The organism is Psychrobacter immobilis (genome assembly GCF_904846235.1).
GTDB classification, from domain to species: Bacteria; Pseudomonadota; Gammaproteobacteria; order Pseudomonadales; family Moraxellaceae; genus Psychrobacter; species Psychrobacter immobilis_C.
Genome location: NZ_CAJGZN010000001.1, coordinates 85,832 through 102,846, shown reverse-complemented (window position 1 = coordinate 102,846; position 17,015 = coordinate 85,832). Strand labels below are relative to the sequence as shown.

Genomic DNA, 17,015 nt, shown 5'->3' with positions numbered 1-17,015 from the left:
ATGACTTGCTCTGCCCCTCATCTATTACACTCACATTGTGCGCATATTGCATACATTCATTCAATAGCGTATCTTAGCAGGTTTTTGCTGGCCTGCCAGTAAGCAAAATGTCACCATTCCTACACGCCAACCGTTAAGCACCGTATTATGAATGCTCCCGATTATATTTCTGGTTTCCTACTTGGGTTATCTCTCATCATTGCTATTGGTTCCCAAAACGCTTTTGTACTCAAACAAGGCCTCAAACGCGAGCACATATTTTTTGTTTGCTTGTTTTGTGCGGTGAGCGATGCATTTTTAATATCAGCAGGCGTTGGTGGTTTTGGTGCAGTTACAGCTCGCTATCCTCACGTTATAGATATCGCAAAAATAGCAGGCGTTATATTTTTATTAGGATATGGTGTACAGAGTTTGTATGCCAGCGTACGCGTGTCACACGCTTTGACTGTTGAAGGACAAGTCGTCACTAGCTTAAAAAAAGCCTTGTTACTATGCTTTGGCTTTACTTGGTTAAACCCGCACGTCTATCTAGACACATTGGTACTCGTCGGCATGGTCTCTACGGGCGCAAGCAGTAAATTGACGTTTGCCGCAGGTGCAATTAGCGCTTCGTTCTTTTTCTTCTTTGCGCTTGGGTATGGTGCGCGATTACTCAGGCCTCTATTTGAGAAGCCTAAAGCATGGAACATACTGGACGCTTTGGTAGGGTTGCTAATGCTCTATCTGGCTTGGCATTTGTATCAAAGCTGATAGAGGTATAACTGAGAAATGATAGATAAGCTGAGTGTTGAATAAACTGAATATTAAGTAAACGACGTATTGGATAATACTGAATGACGTCGATATCCGCTAACCACTGTATAAATATATATGGTTAGCGGTAATATTGTATTGATCGTTTACATCAAGCTAGGAAAGAGCGTACGCAGTCCATTAACGATAATCTCGATAGAAACGGCGGCCAATAGCATCCCCATGATTCGGCTCATGATGTTCAAGCCAGTATCACCTAGTAAGCGACTGATACGACCTGCCGCCATCAATGCTAAGTAGCAAAACAGACTGATAAATAAGCCAGCAATCAAAATGGCAGATACCTGCAAAATACCTGATACTTGTGAAGAATAAATGATAACCGTAGAGATACCACCAGGCCCAATCATCATCGGAATCGCGAGGGGAACCACAGCAGCTGCCATTGAAACTGGCGCATCTTTCACATGATCAACATCAAAATTCTCTTGATCAGGTTTAACCGGGTTACCCTCCCCATTCATCATATTTAGCGCAATTAAAAACACCAATATACCGCCTGCCAATTGGAACGAGCCGATAGAAATACCAAGGGTTTTTAGTAGCGTCTCACCTGCAATCGTAAAAAAGCTGATGGTGATAAAAATGGTCAGACAAGCAACGCGCGCGACCTTACGTCGATTGTTCATCGAATAGCCGCGAGTCAAATCTAAAAATAACGTCAATGCGCTAAATGGATTGATCAATACCATAAAGGCTAGGATTATCTTGATAATTTCAGTATTCACTGAGCGCTCGCTTGTCTATTGATACCGCTTGTGCAAAAAGATAAGGCCATCGTGCGAGTGCAACGATGACCCAATAGGCAGTTAAAAACGGCATTGTAGCATAGGCAGATAAGCTAAGAAAATCATTAACTTTGCGCCGTTACGCCTACATGTCACCTTAGTAAAGCTTCAGTGTAAAAACAAGCATTTAACCGATTATCAGTAAAAGCTATCAGTATAAATTACCATTTTACTAACTCGTTGATAGTCTTTTCGATAAAATCGAGCGCATGTAGCGCTATTAACCTTTAGCACATCTATATTTATGCACTAAAATCTAGCCCAATATCCAAAGCAGTCGTACTGTGCGTCAAATAACCCATCGCGATAAAATCAACCCCTGTACTTGCAGCCGCTTGTACCGTTTCGGGCGTAATACCACCTGAGGCTTCAGTCTTTGCGCGCCCCTGACACATAGCAACCGCTTGCGACAATGTTTCAGGCGACATGTTATCTAATAGCACTAAACTCACACCTGCATCGAGCGCTTGCTCTAATTGCTCTAGCGTATCGACTTCGACCTCAATAGGAATCAGATGCCCAGCAAATTTCTGTGCTTGCTGAATGGCCGTTTTGATGTCACCAGCAATAGCGATATGATTGTCTTTGATTAAAATCGCATCATCCAACCCTAAGCGATGATTGCGTCCGCCGCCGCAGCGTACCGCATATTTTTGTACGATACGTAAGCCTGGAATGGTCTTGCGTGTACAAGTAATCTGCGCAGGATATTGGGCCACACTATCGACAATCTGACGGGTCGCTGTCGCAATACCACTGAGATGGGTCATAAAGTTCAGTGCCGTGCGTTCTGCTGTCAATAAGTGACGCGCGTTACCTTTTACGGTCGCTAACACTGCACCAGCCTCTACTGTTTCGCCATCCTGTACTTGTGCAATAAACTCAATTTGCGCATCGACTAAGGCAAAAGACAAGCGTGCCAAATCGATACCGCATATCACGCCTGCTTGCCGCGCTTTGATCTGCAACTGCGCTTGCATATCGGCTGGGATAGTAGCTTGTGACGTTACATCACCACGCCTACCCAAATCTTCAGCTAATGCATTCTCAACCAATGGTTTAAGCAATACAACATCCAATGCTGGCTCTTGTTCAATTGTCATTTTTGACCCTTATCTAGGCATGATATTGATAGAAACTGCTCGTCATTTAAACTCAAAATGAGCATAAATATAGCGTAAAGTTAGCGACCCTGCAAGGAAAGGTGACAAGTTTTTCGTTTTACAAACCACTTTAGAGATAAAACGGACTGGCTTGAAATGACTATTTGCGCTTGGGAAGTTTACTGTCCATCAATAAACTCTGTAGCTCGATATCATGGCGAAAGCGATATAGCTTGGCAGGGCGACCGCGCTGAGCACTGCTACTCTCCCCAGTCTCCATTACCAAGTTTTGTGAATCAAGTAATCGACGAAAGTTTTGCTTATGCAAACAAACTCCTGATAACGCCTCAACACTCTGCTGCAACTGCGACAAGGTAAAGACGTCTGGCATCAGACCAAAAATAAGCGGTCTATATTCAATCTTCGCGCGCAGTCTTGAGATAGCAGTAGCAATCACGCGGCGGTGATCATAATACATCGGTACGCCTATGCGCTGTGACCAGTCCTCTGGCAAAGCAACAACCTGATAGTTGGGCGGATAATTAGGTGCTTCGGGGATTAGACCTGCTTCATAAAGCATCTCATAACGTAGCAATACATGCTCTGCGATCCATTCCCTACTTTCATTATCCTGCTCGCTAACTGATTGGCTGTCTGGTAGTTGACCACTTGCCAAAAACGCTTCACTGAGTCCCCAACACAGGCCAACTCGCTGACGCCTGCGCTGTTGGACAATCGAGTCGTTGGCAGTATTGGCCCATTCAAGTAGCGCAGGCACGATAAAGTCCATAATAATACTAGGCATACCGTCCAAATGATTTTCCCATGGGAAATAATCATACCAATCTCGCCAGAGTGCTTTGCTTTGGAGTGCCTGCGTTTGCGTCTCTTGCACCAAACCTAAATAACTCACATACACCAACGCATGGCCATCAATATTACGCCTGTTAGTATCGACAAAGGTATATAACTGCTCCAAATATCCAAGCGGTTGCTGCGTTTGCTCCTCTACCCATTGACGCACACCTGCTTGTAACGAGCGATGTAGCGGCATAAGTGGCCCATTTGGCAACAGCTTACCTTGGTCAACGGTTAGAACGCGCGCGATATGATCTGTGATAGCGACCAATACGGCGACCACTTCTGTCGTGCCGCTACCTTGCTGGTGCGCATGTGAATAAGACAACGTCATGGCTTTGGGAATTATCCTTTTTCTCTGAAATGTGAAAGGCTATTGGGGTTAATAGCTATGGTATGGCTTAGTATAGCTCGAATCTAAAACTATCATAGTCTGTGGTTGTAAGTATGAAAAATCAATATCGATAAATAGTTATAAGGGGCATGAATTAGTACCATTTCCAAGCTCAGTACGGCTTAACTGCACGTCATTTTGAGCACTAAAAACCAATCTTTTGACTTATTGAGTATAAAAAACCACTTGTAATTATGCTCAAAATGAGCATAATTAAGATAACCTATAAATTTGTTATGTCTAATTACCCATTTTTTAGCACACACATTTATCGTTATTGCACCAAAAAAGGCTGCCATTATGAAAAAATATCCTTACGACGCACCTATCATGAGTACGGACAATCGCATCGCCACTCAGATGAACATTGAATACGCCAAGGCTAAAATGCCAGCAGACTTGCCTCGCACTGAACGCATCGTAGTCGAAGAAAATATCAAAAAGCTACTAAAAGAGAATAATGCCGTACTGGTAGCACACTACTATGTCGACCCTTTTATCCAAGACTTGGCATTGGCAACCGGTGGCTGCGTCGGTGACTCACTTGAAATGGCTCGGTTTGGACAAGCTCATAGCGCCCAAACATTGGTTGTCGCTGGTGTGCGCTTTATGGGTGAATCAGCAAAAATATTAAGCATGGAAAAGACTGTCCTCATGCCAGATTTAGAAGCCGAATGTTCGCTTGATTTGGGCTGTCCTGCTGAAGAGTTTTCAGCATTTTGTGATGCCCATCCTGAGCGTACTGTTGTCGTCTACGCCAATACCAGCGCCGCGGTAAAAGCGAGAGCTGATTGGGTGGTCACCTCATCTGTCGGTATAGACATCGTCCGTCATCTGCATGCCCAAGGTGAGCCGATTATTTGGGGCCCTGACCGTCATTTAGGCAAATACATCGCTCGTGAGACTGGTGCAGATATGCTGCTGTGGCAAGGGTCTTGCTTGGTACATAACGAATTTAAAGCCACTGAGCTAATGCAATTAAAAGAGGAACATCCAGAGGCCAAAGTCTTGGTGCATCCTGAGTCACCTGATAGCGTGGTTGAACTAGCCGATGTGGTCGGCTCGACTAGCAAGCTTTTGCAATCAACGTATGAGATGGATGCTGATACCTTTATCGTCGCTACTGATTTGGGCATATTGCACGAGATGCAAAAACGCTCGCCAAACAAGCGATTCTTGGCCGCACCGACTGCTGGTGAGAGTGCAAGCTGTAAGAGCTGTGCGTTTTGTCCTTGGATGGCCATGAACGGTCTAAAAGGTATTGAGCAGTGCTTAACCAATCAAAGCTGTGAAGTACTTATGACACCTGAGCTGGCAGTAGCAGCTAAGAAACCTTTACAACGGATGCTCGATTTTGCTGAAGCACAAAAGCAACGCGTAGCCGCCAGTGGCGACATTGTCAAAGACCGTGCGCTGTTCGCTAACGTTGGGGCAGCCTAGCATGAATCAGTCGCATTCAGTTGATCGTCCCAGCACCACTCGCTATGAAAATAACAGGAGCAGCAGTGATATGAGTAATATGATAAAAACTGATGTTCTTATTATTGGGGCTGGTCTGGCAGGCTTGAGCACCGCGCTATCTCTGCCAAAATCACTGAATATCACTGTTTTAAGCAAAGCCGCACTTGAGGTGTGCTCAAGTCACTACGCTCAAGGTGGTATCGCAGCCAGCTTAGACAAAGCAGACTCTGTGACTGATCATGTCGCTGATACCTTAATCGCTGGTGCAGGATTGTGTGCGACGGACAATACTGCTCGTATCTTGGGTGCAGGACAGCAAGCAGTGCAGTGGCTATGCGAGCAAGGTGTGCCATTTACTCAATCTAATTTAACTAAAGAAAATGATAATACACCTGATTTTTCAGTCTTAAAAACCAGTGACTTACACTTGACTAAAGAAGGCGGTCATGGCTGTAGACGTGTGGCTCATGCGGATGATGCAACAGGTCGACACGTGATGGACGCATTAAACATCAAAGCACAGACTGCGGCCAATATCACTATCTTGCCTTATCATGAAGCATTAGAGTTACTGACTTCACCTCTGATTAGCAGCTCCTCTTTTAGTATGAACGATAGCGAGATCAAACATTGCCGAGGGGCGTTGGTCTTTGATCATGTAAATAAGCGCCAACTCACCATTCATAGTTCAGCTGTCGTACTCGCTAGTGGTGGCTTAGGTCAGTTATTTAAGCGTGCCAGCGCGCCTAATGTCTGTGTTGGTGATGGCGTCATGATGGCATGGCAAGCAGGCTGCCGCTTGGCAAATTTAGAATTTGTACAATTTCATCCGACGGGTCTGGCATTAGATGACAGCAGTTTTTTGATATCTGAAGCGTTACGCGGTGAAGGTGGACGACTCTATTGTCCACAGACTGGTACGCGCTTTATGTTAGACGTTGATAAGCGCGCTGAGTTGGCGCCACGCGATATCGTCGCTCGGGCAATAGCTAATCAGATTAGTAGTAACGGACTTGGCTACGTAAACCTTGATGTCAGTCACTTGCCAGCCGCATTTATACAGGCACATTTCCCGCAGATTTATCAGACGCTGCTAGCACTCGGCATCGATATGACCACAGACCCTATTCCAGTCGCTCCGACTGCCCATTATAGTTGTGGTGGCGTAGTGACTGATGCTAATGGTTTGACCGACATTGCAGGGCTGTATGCAGCAGGTGAAGTTGCTTATACAGGGCTGCACGGGGCCAACCGTTTAGCAAGTAATTCATTGTTGGAGTGTGTGGTAGTTGGTCGCAACATCGCCGCTAATCTGCCTCGTTATCTAAAAAAATTGGAACGCCTAAAGAACTTAGAGGCTTTAGAGAAAACGGCTGAAGCTTTAGAAAAAATGGCACAGCCACATACGACTACCTATTATGGACTGCATCAGTTGGCTGCCGATATTTGGCAATCTCCGACACTAGAAAACACGCAATTTGTTATCTTACCCTCTTCTAAGCAGTCATCACTCCCAATTTATAAGGCTGATAAAGCATTTCATTCTGACGTAGATATTGCAGGGATAACTATAGCGTTGAAAGCTCTTTTGACAGCTAATATGGGCATCACGCGTAGTGCCAAACAGTTAGAGCAAGCATTGCAACAAATTGAGCAGTGGCAAGAATCAATCAAACATACTGAAACCATGCTATCTGATATGAGTAGTAAAGCCCCTACTACTGACAGTGAGCTTGCCATTTTTCAATTGGCGAGGCAATTAGCGTTAGCAGCGATGATTGTTCAATCGGCTTATCAGCGTTTCGAAAGTCGCGGTGGGCATTATCGTGAGGATTATCCTGACTTAGCTGAAACGCCTTTGACCAGTATCATTCTGCCATTAAGAAAAACTACGCTTAACTCCTTTTCTCACATTATAGAAGACGAGCGTTATCCAATACCTGTTACTGACCATATTTAAGCTTACGATAAATAATAGCGAAGCCCATCAAGGGCGATATCTAACACTATAGTTAAAGAGGCATTTAAGCTATCATTATGGATAGGCTTAAAATATTACCTCTTCTTTGAGTGTCCACGGTATGGCTTCTGATATTGTGTTTGTGATTGCCCTAATGATAATCGTCAGTTTGGCTTGGAGTGTACTTGCCGTACCTCGTCTGCGCAAACGTTTGCCAAAAATCTACTTGATAGCCCGCTCGTGGTGGTTGATGTTAGCCGCGCTCTGCACTTGCTATGTGATTGCAAAAATAACGCACGATACGCCAGGTTCTTATTCGCAAGCATATCCCTATCAATGGCTGCTCATTTTATTTTTTATATTAATTGGTCTACGCGGCAGCTACGAGATTAAACGCCTATGGTGTTTACGCAGTAAAGCCGTGCTCATTCATAAACTCCAAGGGCAAGGTTTACAGCCAAGTACTCCCCTGCTAGCGAAAACCTCTCTCAATCTGACTCAACACTATACGCGGCTCAACTTCTTAGACCTGCTACTGAGTGTTACTTTCCTCTCACTCATTATTAGCCTTATTATCTTGCAGCAACTGACCTGGCAACGCGAACAATATGGTGTTTTACTCTTCGTATTATTTGCCAGTCAGTTTAATGATATTGCCCAATATCTATGCGGAAGACTGCTTGGACGTAAGCTGTTTAAACGAGGTCTAGCGCCGATTATTAGCCCCAATAAAAGCATTGAAGGTGCTATCTTTGGCAGTTTAGTTGCGGCAATATTGGCAGCAGTATTAGGTCTTTGGCTCACTCCTTTTGATTGGTGGGTCTGTCTATTAGCTGCCTATGGCTTGGCGGTGAGCGGTATCTTTGGAGACTTATTAGAATCAGCCTTTAAGCGCCAGCACGGGGTAAAAGACACCGGAACGATGCTCGCTGGTCATGGTGGGGTCTTAGATCGGATAGACAGTTTACTGATTGGAGTTCCAGTATTTACCTTACTCTACTGGTTACTTGGTTAAACCTAGTCAAAGTATTGATAGTCATATTATTTGGCTTTATCTAGTTTACTGCGCAATATCCAATTGAGCACAGGCTTTGGTAAATGGTTTAAAAAACTTGTGATATAGCGCATCGAGCGTGGAAATATCGCCAGCTCTACATCATCGTCAATCGCTTGCATAATATGATCAACCGCCGCTTGCGTGCTCATGATAAATGGCTTATGGCTAGCATCGCCATCGTTTAAATCACGCAATGCTTGAGTATTGATATAGCCTGAGGCAATACAGTTCACTTGGATATCATAAGGTACAAGTGCTGCTCGATAAGCACTAGCAGTCGCAATCATTGCACGTTTGCTTTTTGCATAAAGACTGGCATAAGGATAATCTATCGTACCTGCGATAGAGGCAATACAGACAATGCTAGGTTTATCGCTTTTTCTAGCGTCCAATGACTGATATTGCTGTTTTAACTGCTGCTTTAATTGACTGCTTGCCCATCTAAAAACTTGCTCAAACGCCTGTAAATTGATCGCTAGCATTTGGTCGCTATCTGCTTGATTTAAGTGATGGATACGCTCATTGGTATAGCTACCAGCACTATAGATCAGCCTTTGAAAACTAATACCTGACAAATTGTCTAATAACGTTTGCGTTTGATTTGGTTCAGTTAAATCACACACATAAGTTACGATAGCAGGATGCTGGCTATTGATATCGGCTATCTTTGCTGCGCTACTACCAACAACGCTCACCTGCCAGCCAAGCATCTGATGATGCAACGCCAATGCCAAGCCAATGCCACTCGTACCACCAACGATAATGATATGCGGCGCATGGTTTCTAGTGATACCTTTTGCGATGTTTTTCATAATTTATGTTGCTGTATATAGTTGACCGTACGCTGATAGCCATATTGCCATTGCGCCTGCATTTGCTGCACAAAACCGTCATAGTCGGTGTGTATTAGCTCAACAGTCATTTGCTTTAGGTTAAACCGCTTTTGCACATTTTGCCCTCTCAGTTGCTGCTTGTTATCTGCAAATGGTAACCAATGTAGCTGACGGTTTTTATTAATGGTTTCAGTGAGCGCCGACACACTGACTGGTTGATAACTGTGTACTGCTGCCAAGCGCTCATTGGGATCAAAACCAAAGACGCGCTGAATCGCGGGAGCAGCCAGCCATGGGTCATAACCTGCCTTAGTCTCTGCAAATACGCTATCACCCAACTGACAGGCCAACTCAATCGGTGTGAGATTAATCACACCTCCTAAACACCAGCCAAGCTCTGTGATATGTGTTGGCGGTAGATAGTACATGTCAGCCATAGACGCGCGAATCACTGGGGCAAAATCCCATTGCGTCTGTACTTTTACAGACGGGTGTATGCGTCCGTTTGCAAATATATGCGCTGGTGACGTTATTTGTTCGTCAGCCAGACCTGATGCAGAATTTGGTAAATTTGCTAAGCACGGCGGCGCAAATAACAACTCTTGCAGTACAGGTTTTTTATTACATAAGCCATCAGCAGGTGCTTGATACAATCGACTGGCAATGATAGCTATCTCTGGCGTTGTTTTACCAGCAGCGCTACCACTATCACTAGCAGCAAACTGCGACAGCTCATCCAGCCAGTACTGCTCGTTATCGATACGAAACATTGCCAACTGCTGTAGCTCATTTAACAGTCGCTCGTAACTGTCTGCTTGACGTTGTCCTTGTCCATTATCCCTTTGCTTTGATAACCGCCAACGTTTGAGTGCATGTGTCATATAGCGCAGCTTTAGACGTTTATTGGCTTCATCTGGCGCGACATGTCTGATGGCAGTGATGACACGATATAACTCACGGCTGCACATCAATGCTTGCAAATCTTTAGGGTCAGGCGCAAGGTGTACTAAGTAGGCAGACAAACTACCACCGCAAGTACCAACGATAATGTCTGGCGTCAAATCATGCGCTGCTAGGGCTGCATAACTGCCCAAATAATAACCAAAACGTGAGCCTCCGCCTGAGAAAAGCTGAACACGCTCATAAGGTTTAACCAGCTGATTATTCATCTATCACTCGTCATCAGCTGGTGCGATTTTAATCGCTAACGAAACAGTAAAGATACCAAAGCGATCGATACGCATTGTGACTTTCTTAAAACCTGCACGCTCAACCAATTGATCCATTTCCGCTTGCGAACGGCAACGCATCACCCAACTACTGCCACGGTGATTGTTTAATGTTTTACTGATAAATTCTTGCTCAGGATGCCAAGGTTGGTTGGTATAAATCAGATAACCGCCCGATTTTAAACTGTCATAAATACCTGCCAAAGCTGTCGCTAGTAGCGCATTATCAGAGAACAGTTCAAATAACCCAGAAGCAATAGCAAGATCTGTTTTTTTAGTATCGGCGCTAGTGTCATTCGTATCTGCATTAATATAACTAGTAGGATCAAAGGCGTCCTTTTGACTGGTTACTACTCGATCAGCAATCACTAACTGCTGTGCTTTTGCTTGCAGTGCCTGAATATTATGCATTTCATAATCACGCAATTCAGCATGCAAATCTGTAAACTCTGTCAATAGATCAAACGCATAAAAACCATGACCACTAGCGATATCTAACAGTTTTGGTTGGTATGATTTATTACTACCTTGGTTTTTATCTTCGATATCTGCGAGTGCTAAGCGTGCCAATTCCAATATATGCTCACGACGAATGCGAATACCTTGCCAGCCGATATTGTTTAAATAAAACTTATCGACTGCCTGTCCGAATTTATTCTGACCGCTGGGTTTATTATAATAGACATGATCCAGTGAATGACCTGAATCAAAGCCATGCTCAAGTCCTGTAGCAATCGCATCGCTAACATGACCAAACTTCTGCATCGCAAAACGGGTAATCGCAAAGTTTGGATTGAATGGTTTAATCGCCAAACGATCCACTTTATCCTTACTGGCACTGTTTAAGTGAGCCGTACTCAAATCAGGGGCTTGGACTGGTGTGCTAAATATTTCCTCAGCAAACTCAATACAGTCGGCAAAGACATCGGCTTTATTGGTCTCATGAAAAATTGCATGATAGCTGTCTGGATACAACTGCCAGCGTTTAATCGGTGTGTTAATCGCCTCATAGAATTTCCGCTCAGCCTGCTTATCGACCACATAATCCTTACCCGCGCATAAGACAAACGTCGGTACGGTGATAGCACCAGCATCATCGAGTAGACGCTGACCGGTTGCATGAGTGTCGATGAGCAAGTCGGTCGAAATACTGTTGGATATTAACGGATCGGCATTATAGGCTTGCTGCGCGTCTTTATCATGGGTCAGTACTTGTGCTTTAACATAGCTGCTGACACGTGACATCAGACCTAGCGTACGTGCCACCTTTAGCGATGGTATGGCAAAGGGCAGATACAGACGAATACTCAAAGCAGGCGTGCCCAATATCATCCCGCGAATATTTGGCGCATAATCGTGTACCCATGCTGCTGCCAATACCGCGCCGATACTGCTAGCGACAATCAATGTATCCTCGATAGCAATACCTGTTTGCCCAATCACCAGTTGTACAAAACCTTCTAAATCTCGCTCCAGCTCGGTAACGCTCTCAGCATGGTCTTTTATACCCCCTGAGCGCCCATTACCGCGTGCATCCCAAGCAAATACTTGATAGCCAGCTGTTGCAAACTGCTCTCCCAGCTCTGCCAATCGTCCCGAATGCTCATGTCCTCGGTGCAATAAGATAACTTGGCGCAACGGTCGGTTGGCTTGCTTGATAGCTGATTTTTTCATGTCTTCTAAAGGCGTCGTTAGCCAATAGCGATAATAAATAGCCGTGCCGTCGTAAGCGTTATAACAGCTTTCACCATTGATGATTTTAGATGCAGGCAAGTCAAAACCAACACTGGCCTGTTCTTCGAATTTTTGACTATCAACGGTTGTGGTTGGCATTTCTTTGAACTCCAATGGGCGAGCGTTATCAGTAGAAGTACTTGGTAAAACAACAGTAAGAAATAGTGAGTTGTTTGTTGACTCACCCAGTACGGATCGCAGCTGAGGTGGGTTATGCATCAAGTATAACTCTGTCATATAACGTAGTCGATTGAGACAGGTCTTTAGTAGCATTATCTCTGTTGATATAAATAATTGACTCATTCTGATAGCAGGTAAAGCCACCTGCCCTTTAATACTTACTGGCGCTTTGGCTCTAATGCCCATAAACGCACCAAGCATACCTAATAAGAAGGCACGATCGCTTTTGCCCAAAGGCCCTTGGTTAGCACGAACACCTAACATGGTATTACTAGTAACGCCCAACAGCTCGGTGCCAATACTAAGCGCGATCAGAGCAGTGATATGGTGCTGAGAAATTGATATGTTCGTTGGTAAGTTGACTATTACCGTTTGCCGTTCTTTGTTATTGATATGAGGGGTCAGAATATGAGGCGCCAGACTCGCTAATAGAGCCGTATCGGCAACCATATCACCTACCTCGTTTAACACGGCTCCTAGCGTTGATGCCTGGCCATGTTCACGCGCCATCATGCCATCGATGGCATTGAGTGCCATACGTACAAACAATGATGATGGTAATAAAAGCCACAACCGCTGCTGTTCAGCCGTTGGTTTGGCAATTATATAAGCAGTACCGATACTTAATAAAACAGCGGATACTGTCACTTGATTGGCAGTAATATTTTGCTCAACCAGCGCATTACTTATCGGGCGTAGTTGATTTTGAAACTGAGTTTTGAGCTGATATAGCGACATGAGTTTAGCCAAATATTTTCAGTACTTTAATGTAGCAACAAAAGTTTATAAGGTAAAGAATTACAAAGCGCTCAAAAACGTTCAAACATTTTGAAAAAGATATTTATTAACATCATTATAATCGTCCAGTTTTTCCAGTTTAGCCAACAATGAGCGATGATTTACAATGAATCTCAGTGGCTCATATCAATACTATTAACCTTATATGGTACAATCTTCAGCTTCTTAAAAACGCCTTATTAAAAATGCTGCGAGCCCTTTATCATGGAAAGCCTAGTCACCCTTGTTCTGGTATTAATGCCAATGTTTATTGGCTTTGCCATTCCGTCTAACCCTACTATGACAAAATTGGCCGACAAAGGTCTATCATACTTGGTATTTATTATCCTAGCGTTGATCGGTATTGAGCTGTCTCAGGTAGAAGGTCTAGGTAATCAGTTGGGTGAAATTGCCTTATATGTCACTGTATTATCGATACTGACGATTGGTTCAGGTTTATTTGGGCTGATGTTGTTCGATCATCTGCGCCCGTGGCATGCCAAAAAACCAAGCGTAAAATCTAAAGAGCATCGGGTGAGCATTCGAGGTAGCTTGGCGCAAGTGGTTTGTGTGGTGATCGGGATGGTGATTGGCTATTTCTTGCCTGCTGATTATATGCCGCCTGAAAACTCTATGACTGTCATGCTGATGATTTTGATTTTACTGGTCGGTATAGGCTTAAAAGGATCGGGCATCACCTTAAAAGAAGTACTACTGAATAAACGCGGCGTAGAAATGAGTGTCATCTTTACGCTAGCGGTATTGGCGGGTGGGCTTATCTTTGCACTACTATTTACTGATGTGTCATGGACGAAAGGCTTAGCACTATCGTCAGGGTTTGGTTGGTACTCGCTATCAGCGATTGTCATGACCGATGCTTATGGCGCGGTTTGGGGTAGTGTCGCGTTGTTTAATGACTTGGTACGCGAGTTCTTTGCGTTAATCTTTATTCCGGTATTTATGCGCAAATACCCCTCCGCTGCGGTTGGGCTTGGCGGCGCGACCAGTTTAGACTTTACCTTGCCTATCATTCAGCAGTCAGGTGGTCTAAAAGTCGTGCCACTAGCGATTAGCTTTGGTTTCCTAATTAATATTGTCTCGCCAGTACTGATGGTGTTCTTTTCGGCGCTTGGCTAAGCTATATTTTGTAGATCAGCTTATTCGTATTTGATATTACGATTATTTTATTACTAACCATCTGTTTAACTAGCTTATCAATTGCTTTAGTGTCCTCATTACGTAGATAGCTTTTAAGATAGTTTATTAAACTTGACTTTTTGGATGGTCGAGTACCTGCTGGTCTACTTTTTAGCTGTGCTATTGCACGTTGATATGTTGTAGCAGAGTCTTTGCTATTCTTATTATCATCTTGTGAAACTTTACTCGAATTTCCTTTGATATTATCGAAAGGTGAGTAATAGATAGCTTTATTATCTTGTTTTATTATGTCCTTCTTTTTGAGGTACGTTACAACTAAATCAATTTGATCCTGACTATTTGCTTGGCGATAACTTGCAAGTTTTTGCTTTATCACATTATTCAATCCATCAATTTCTTTTGCCTTACTTCGTAAAACTTGATCAGTGACTAAATCTAATATTCCTTGACTGTCTACTTTATAACTTAGTTTTTCTCCATTTTCATCAAGTCTAATAAGTCCTGCTTTGATAAATTTTCCAAAAACCTGTTCAAAAATATAATCTTGCTCAGTACTATTGAATCTCTCTAGTACTTTCACTGGAACGTACTTCTTTATCGAGTACAATAGGTTGGATTTATAGCTCGGTAAAAAAACCTTACGATTGACAATGCTATCAAAAACCAATACATAACACTCATGTATAACCGATTTGGGAACGCTCTCTTCAAGGCTTTGCGCTAAAGATTTTTTATTGTCCATGGCAACGCTAGTAACGTCATCACACAAAATATGATGACTGTCTTCGATGACAAGTTGGCTTTTTTTTATATCTGATGCATTTTCTATGTTTGACTCGTAAGCCACAGTTAGCTGATTAGCATTTTCTAACCGCATGATACTCATACCATCATAGGCACTATTGAGATGCTCAACCAAGATATCATAACCACTATCTCTTGCTAAAATACAAACATCAGCACTAGGATCAATTTCAGAGATTTTGCCAAGATAAAAAGACAAGTAAAAATCTAGCGCATTCTTCCCTGCATGTTGCATCTTAATAATGTGCACATTTTCATTATCAAACCTGAGCAAGTTTTCAACCAATTCAAGAGGTAGACTCTTCTGCTGATTAATACCCAAAAAAAGCCATACATGACATTCATCCACCTCTACATTATCGAAGCTTTTGGGCTGAATGTTCTCATAGTCGATTAAAATGTGCTTCATGAAAATATTCTTATTATTTAATTTAAATTGTTATTCCTATACCCCACTCGCCTGCTTAGCAAACAAGCGCATCAATGGTTTTATTTTACTGACTCGGTACATGCCTTCATTACGAATTTGCTGCACAGGACGAATTTGGGCAAGCGACCCTGCAAATAACCAGTTAAGCGCAGAAAAGCTGTGCATCATCAGGCTGTTATGCGGACGGCGCGAACGCTCATAATGACGTAGCGTTTGATTACTTCCCCAAAGCGTACCGTCACTACGTATAAAGTCATGCGCTAATTGCTCACATAATACTTGCACGTCCAGCATACCGAGGTTCAACCCTTGACCCGCCAGCGGATGTACGCCATGAGCTGCATCGCCAATAAGTACCAAGTTATCAGCGACGTAGCTTTTCGCTTGCTGTGCCACTAATGGAAAACTAGCGATAGACTCAATCTGATTAATCGCACCCAACTCGTAATTGCTAGCAGCTGCTAACTTATCAGCGATAAAACGATCTTCTTCCTCTATCAATGCCAACGCTTGATTGCGCGGCAATGTCCATACTATCGACTGCCAATGCTGCGGGCTTGCCTTATCAACATCGGTTATATCAGCTAGTGGCAATAGTGCCAACGTACCTGTTGGTAGCATAGCTTGACGTGCTGTCGCTTGATGTGGTTTTTCAGTCTGAATCGCACAGCAGATGGCAGTTTGTTTATAGTCAAGTGTATCTACGCCAATCCCTGCTTGCTGACGGACAAATGAACCGCGCCCATCAGCACCAACTAATAGACACGCATCAATCGCTTCGCCATTGTCCAGAGTTACACGGTAGCCTTGCTGCACCCCTAGCCAATCCATATTGACAACTTTATGACCAGCGATAAGGGTCAGATAGTCACTGACATCAATTTCATGCAAGCGTTGCCATAATGCGTGCTCGATAACAGCAGGCTCGACCATACTACCTAATAATGTAGGCTTATGATTTTTACTACTATTATCCTCGGCGCCAATATCTTCACTTTCGCCAAATAATAACTCACCCATCCCATTTAGCTGCCATACCTGCATTTGCGAGTAGTCTGCTTTGCGTTTAGAGGCGGCAATCTTTTGCCACGCGCCAATGTCATTGAGCAGCTTAATACTAGCCATACTAAGTGCATAGACACGTGCATCACGTTTGCTAAGTACATGTTGCCAAGCTGATTTATCACGCTCAGGACGGGCATCAATCAACGTCACTGGCATTTTTTCTTGCGCCAGCTTTAGAGCAAGCGTTGCCCCAACGATACCGCTACCGATAATCAGCGTATGGTTGTTTTTCATAAGGTGTCTCTCAATATTGCTCAATATTAGAATGCTTATTATCAATCTTAATTACAGTTAGTTGATTCAGTTTAAAAGAGGGACAAGGCAACCGAGTGCAGATGTATAGGCAATACTTCAAGCGAGGTTAACGCTGT

Annotated in this window: 13 protein-coding genes; 5 read left to right on the top strand and 8 right to left on the bottom strand. The window is 43.6% G+C overall.

The genetic code is table 11. The features are described 5' to 3' along the window. Nucleotides 1-147: 147 nt before the first annotated feature. Nucleotides 148-750: a LysE/ArgO family amino acid transporter gene (locus JMX07_RS00505; RefSeq protein WP_201605293.1), complete on the top strand. Its 603-nt coding sequence runs from the start codon at nucleotides 148-150 to the stop codon at nucleotides 748-750. A 149-nt stretch (nucleotides 751-899) separates the two neighbouring features. On the opposite strand, the gene JMX07_RS00500 is transcribed toward JMX07_RS00505, so the two are convergent. The 3 genes from JMX07_RS00500 to JMX07_RS00490 form a co-directional block, all read right to left on the bottom strand. Beyond that, nucleotides 900-1,541, bottom strand: a complete 642-nt coding sequence (locus tag JMX07_RS00500; protein ID WP_082624565.1) for a MarC family protein — start codon at nucleotides 1,539-1,541, stop codon at nucleotides 900-902. Between the two features lie 302 nt (nucleotides 1,542-1,843). After that, the gene (gene nadC, locus JMX07_RS00495; RefSeq protein ID WP_201605291.1) at nucleotides 1,844-2,704 is read right to left on the bottom strand and encodes a carboxylating nicotinate-nucleotide diphosphorylase; all 861 of its coding nucleotides are present in this window, start codon (nucleotides 2,702-2,704) and stop codon (nucleotides 1,844-1,846) included. 160 nt (nucleotides 2,705-2,864) lie between these two features. Continuing rightward, nucleotides 2,865-3,896 (bottom strand): NUDIX hydrolase, encoded by a 1,032-nt coding sequence (locus JMX07_RS00490; RefSeq protein WP_201605289.1) that lies wholly within the window; start codon nucleotides 3,894-3,896, stop codon nucleotides 2,865-2,867. A gap of 360 nt (nucleotides 3,897-4,256) precedes the next feature. Between JMX07_RS00490 and nadA the strand changes: the two genes are divergently transcribed. The 3 genes from nadA to JMX07_RS00475 all read left to right on the top strand — a co-directional run bounded on the left by nadA (nucleotide 4,257) and on the right by JMX07_RS00475 (nucleotide 8,392). Next, nucleotides 4,257-5,396: a quinolinate synthase NadA gene (gene nadA, locus JMX07_RS00485; protein ID WP_201605281.1), complete on the top strand. Its 1,140-nt coding sequence runs from the start codon at nucleotides 4,257-4,259 to the stop codon at nucleotides 5,394-5,396. Nucleotides 5,397-5,466: 70 nt separating this feature from the next. Next, the gene (gene nadB, locus JMX07_RS00480) at nucleotides 5,467-7,377 is read left to right on the top strand and encodes an L-aspartate oxidase (protein ID WP_201605279.1); all 1,911 of its coding nucleotides are present in this window, start codon (nucleotides 5,467-5,469) and stop codon (nucleotides 7,375-7,377) included. A gap of 121 nt (nucleotides 7,378-7,498) precedes the next feature. Beyond that, nucleotides 7,499-8,392, top strand: coding sequence for a phosphatidate cytidylyltransferase (locus JMX07_RS00475; protein WP_179798650.1), 894 nt, complete (start codon nucleotides 7,499-7,501; stop codon nucleotides 8,390-8,392). 26 nt (nucleotides 8,393-8,418) lie between these two features. On the opposite strand, the gene JMX07_RS00470 is transcribed toward JMX07_RS00475, so the two are convergent. The 3 genes from JMX07_RS00470 to JMX07_RS00460 are packed head-to-tail and all read right to left on the bottom strand — an operon-like array spanning nucleotide 8,419 to nucleotide 13,148. After that, nucleotides 8,419-9,246, bottom strand: coding sequence for an SDR family NAD(P)-dependent oxidoreductase (locus JMX07_RS00470; protein ID WP_201605277.1), 828 nt, complete (start codon nucleotides 9,244-9,246; stop codon nucleotides 8,419-8,421). Then, on the bottom strand, nucleotides 9,243-10,436 hold the full coding sequence (locus JMX07_RS00465; RefSeq protein WP_201605275.1) for a patatin-like phospholipase family protein: 1,194 nt from the start codon (nucleotides 10,434-10,436) through the stop codon (nucleotides 9,243-9,245). Before JMX07_RS00465 ends, JMX07_RS00470 begins: the two co-directional genes overlap by 4 nt. Before the next feature lie 3 nt (nucleotides 10,437-10,439). Continuing rightward, nucleotides 10,440-13,148: an alpha/beta fold hydrolase gene (locus JMX07_RS00460; RefSeq protein WP_201605273.1), complete on the bottom strand. Its 2,709-nt coding sequence runs from the start codon at nucleotides 13,146-13,148 to the stop codon at nucleotides 10,440-10,442. A gap of 264 nt (nucleotides 13,149-13,412) precedes the next feature. Here JMX07_RS00460 and JMX07_RS00455 point away from each other — a divergent pair, with 264 nt between their 5' ends. Continuing rightward, entirely contained in the window at nucleotides 13,413-14,324 is a 912-nt protein-coding gene (locus JMX07_RS00455; protein WP_102092960.1) for a lysine exporter LysO family protein, read from the top strand. Between the two features lies 1 nt (nucleotide 14,325). Here the strand turns inward: JMX07_RS00455 and JMX07_RS00450 are convergent, their stop codons facing one another. Further along, entirely contained in the window at nucleotides 14,326-15,558 is a 1,233-nt protein-coding gene (locus tag JMX07_RS00450) for a PIN domain-containing protein (protein WP_201605271.1), read from the bottom strand. Nucleotides 15,559-15,594: 36 nt separating this feature from the next. Next, on the bottom strand, nucleotides 15,595-16,878 hold the full coding sequence (locus tag JMX07_RS00445) for an FAD-dependent monooxygenase (protein WP_201605263.1): 1,284 nt from the start codon (nucleotides 16,876-16,878) through the stop codon (nucleotides 15,595-15,597). Between the last annotated feature and the right edge of the window lie 137 nt (nucleotides 16,879-17,015).

Excerpts from the sequence above, each read along its gene's own strand:
- JMX07_RS00505 (WP_201605293.1), top strand. The coding sequence starts at position 148 with ATGAATGCTCCCGATTATATTTCTGGTTTCCTACTTGGGTTATCTCTC.
- nadC (WP_201605291.1), bottom strand. The coding sequence starts at position 2,704 with ATGACAATTGAACAAGAGCCAGCATTGGATGTTGTATTGCTTAAACCA.
- JMX07_RS00490 (WP_201605289.1), bottom strand. The coding sequence starts at position 3,896 with ATGACGTTGTCTTATTCACATGCGCACCAGCAAGGTAGCGGCACGACA.
- nadA (WP_201605281.1), top strand. The coding sequence starts at position 4,257 with ATGAAAAAATATCCTTACGACGCACCTATCATGAGTACGGACAATCGC.
- nadB (WP_201605279.1), top strand. The coding sequence starts at position 5,467 with ATGAGTAATATGATAAAAACTGATGTTCTTATTATTGGGGCTGGTCTG.
- JMX07_RS00475 (WP_179798650.1), top strand. The coding sequence starts at position 7,499 with ATGGCTTCTGATATTGTGTTTGTGATTGCCCTAATGATAATCGTCAGT.
- JMX07_RS00470 (WP_201605277.1), bottom strand. The coding sequence starts at position 9,246 with ATGAAAAACATCGCAAAAGGTATCACTAGAAACCATGCGCCGCATATC.
- JMX07_RS00465 (WP_201605275.1), bottom strand. The coding sequence starts at position 10,436 with ATGAATAATCAGCTGGTTAAACCTTATGAGCGTGTTCAGCTTTTCTCA.
- JMX07_RS00460 (WP_201605273.1), bottom strand. The coding sequence starts at position 13,148 with ATGTCGCTATATCAGCTCAAAACTCAGTTTCAAAATCAACTACGCCCG.
- JMX07_RS00455 (WP_102092960.1), top strand. The coding sequence starts at position 13,413 with ATGGAAAGCCTAGTCACCCTTGTTCTGGTATTAATGCCAATGTTTATT.
- JMX07_RS00450 (WP_201605271.1), bottom strand. The coding sequence starts at position 15,558 with ATGAAGCACATTTTAATCGACTATGAGAACATTCAGCCCAAAAGCTTC.
- JMX07_RS00445 (WP_201605263.1), bottom strand. The coding sequence starts at position 16,878 with ATGAAAAACAACCATACGCTGATTATCGGTAGCGGTATCGTTGGGGCA.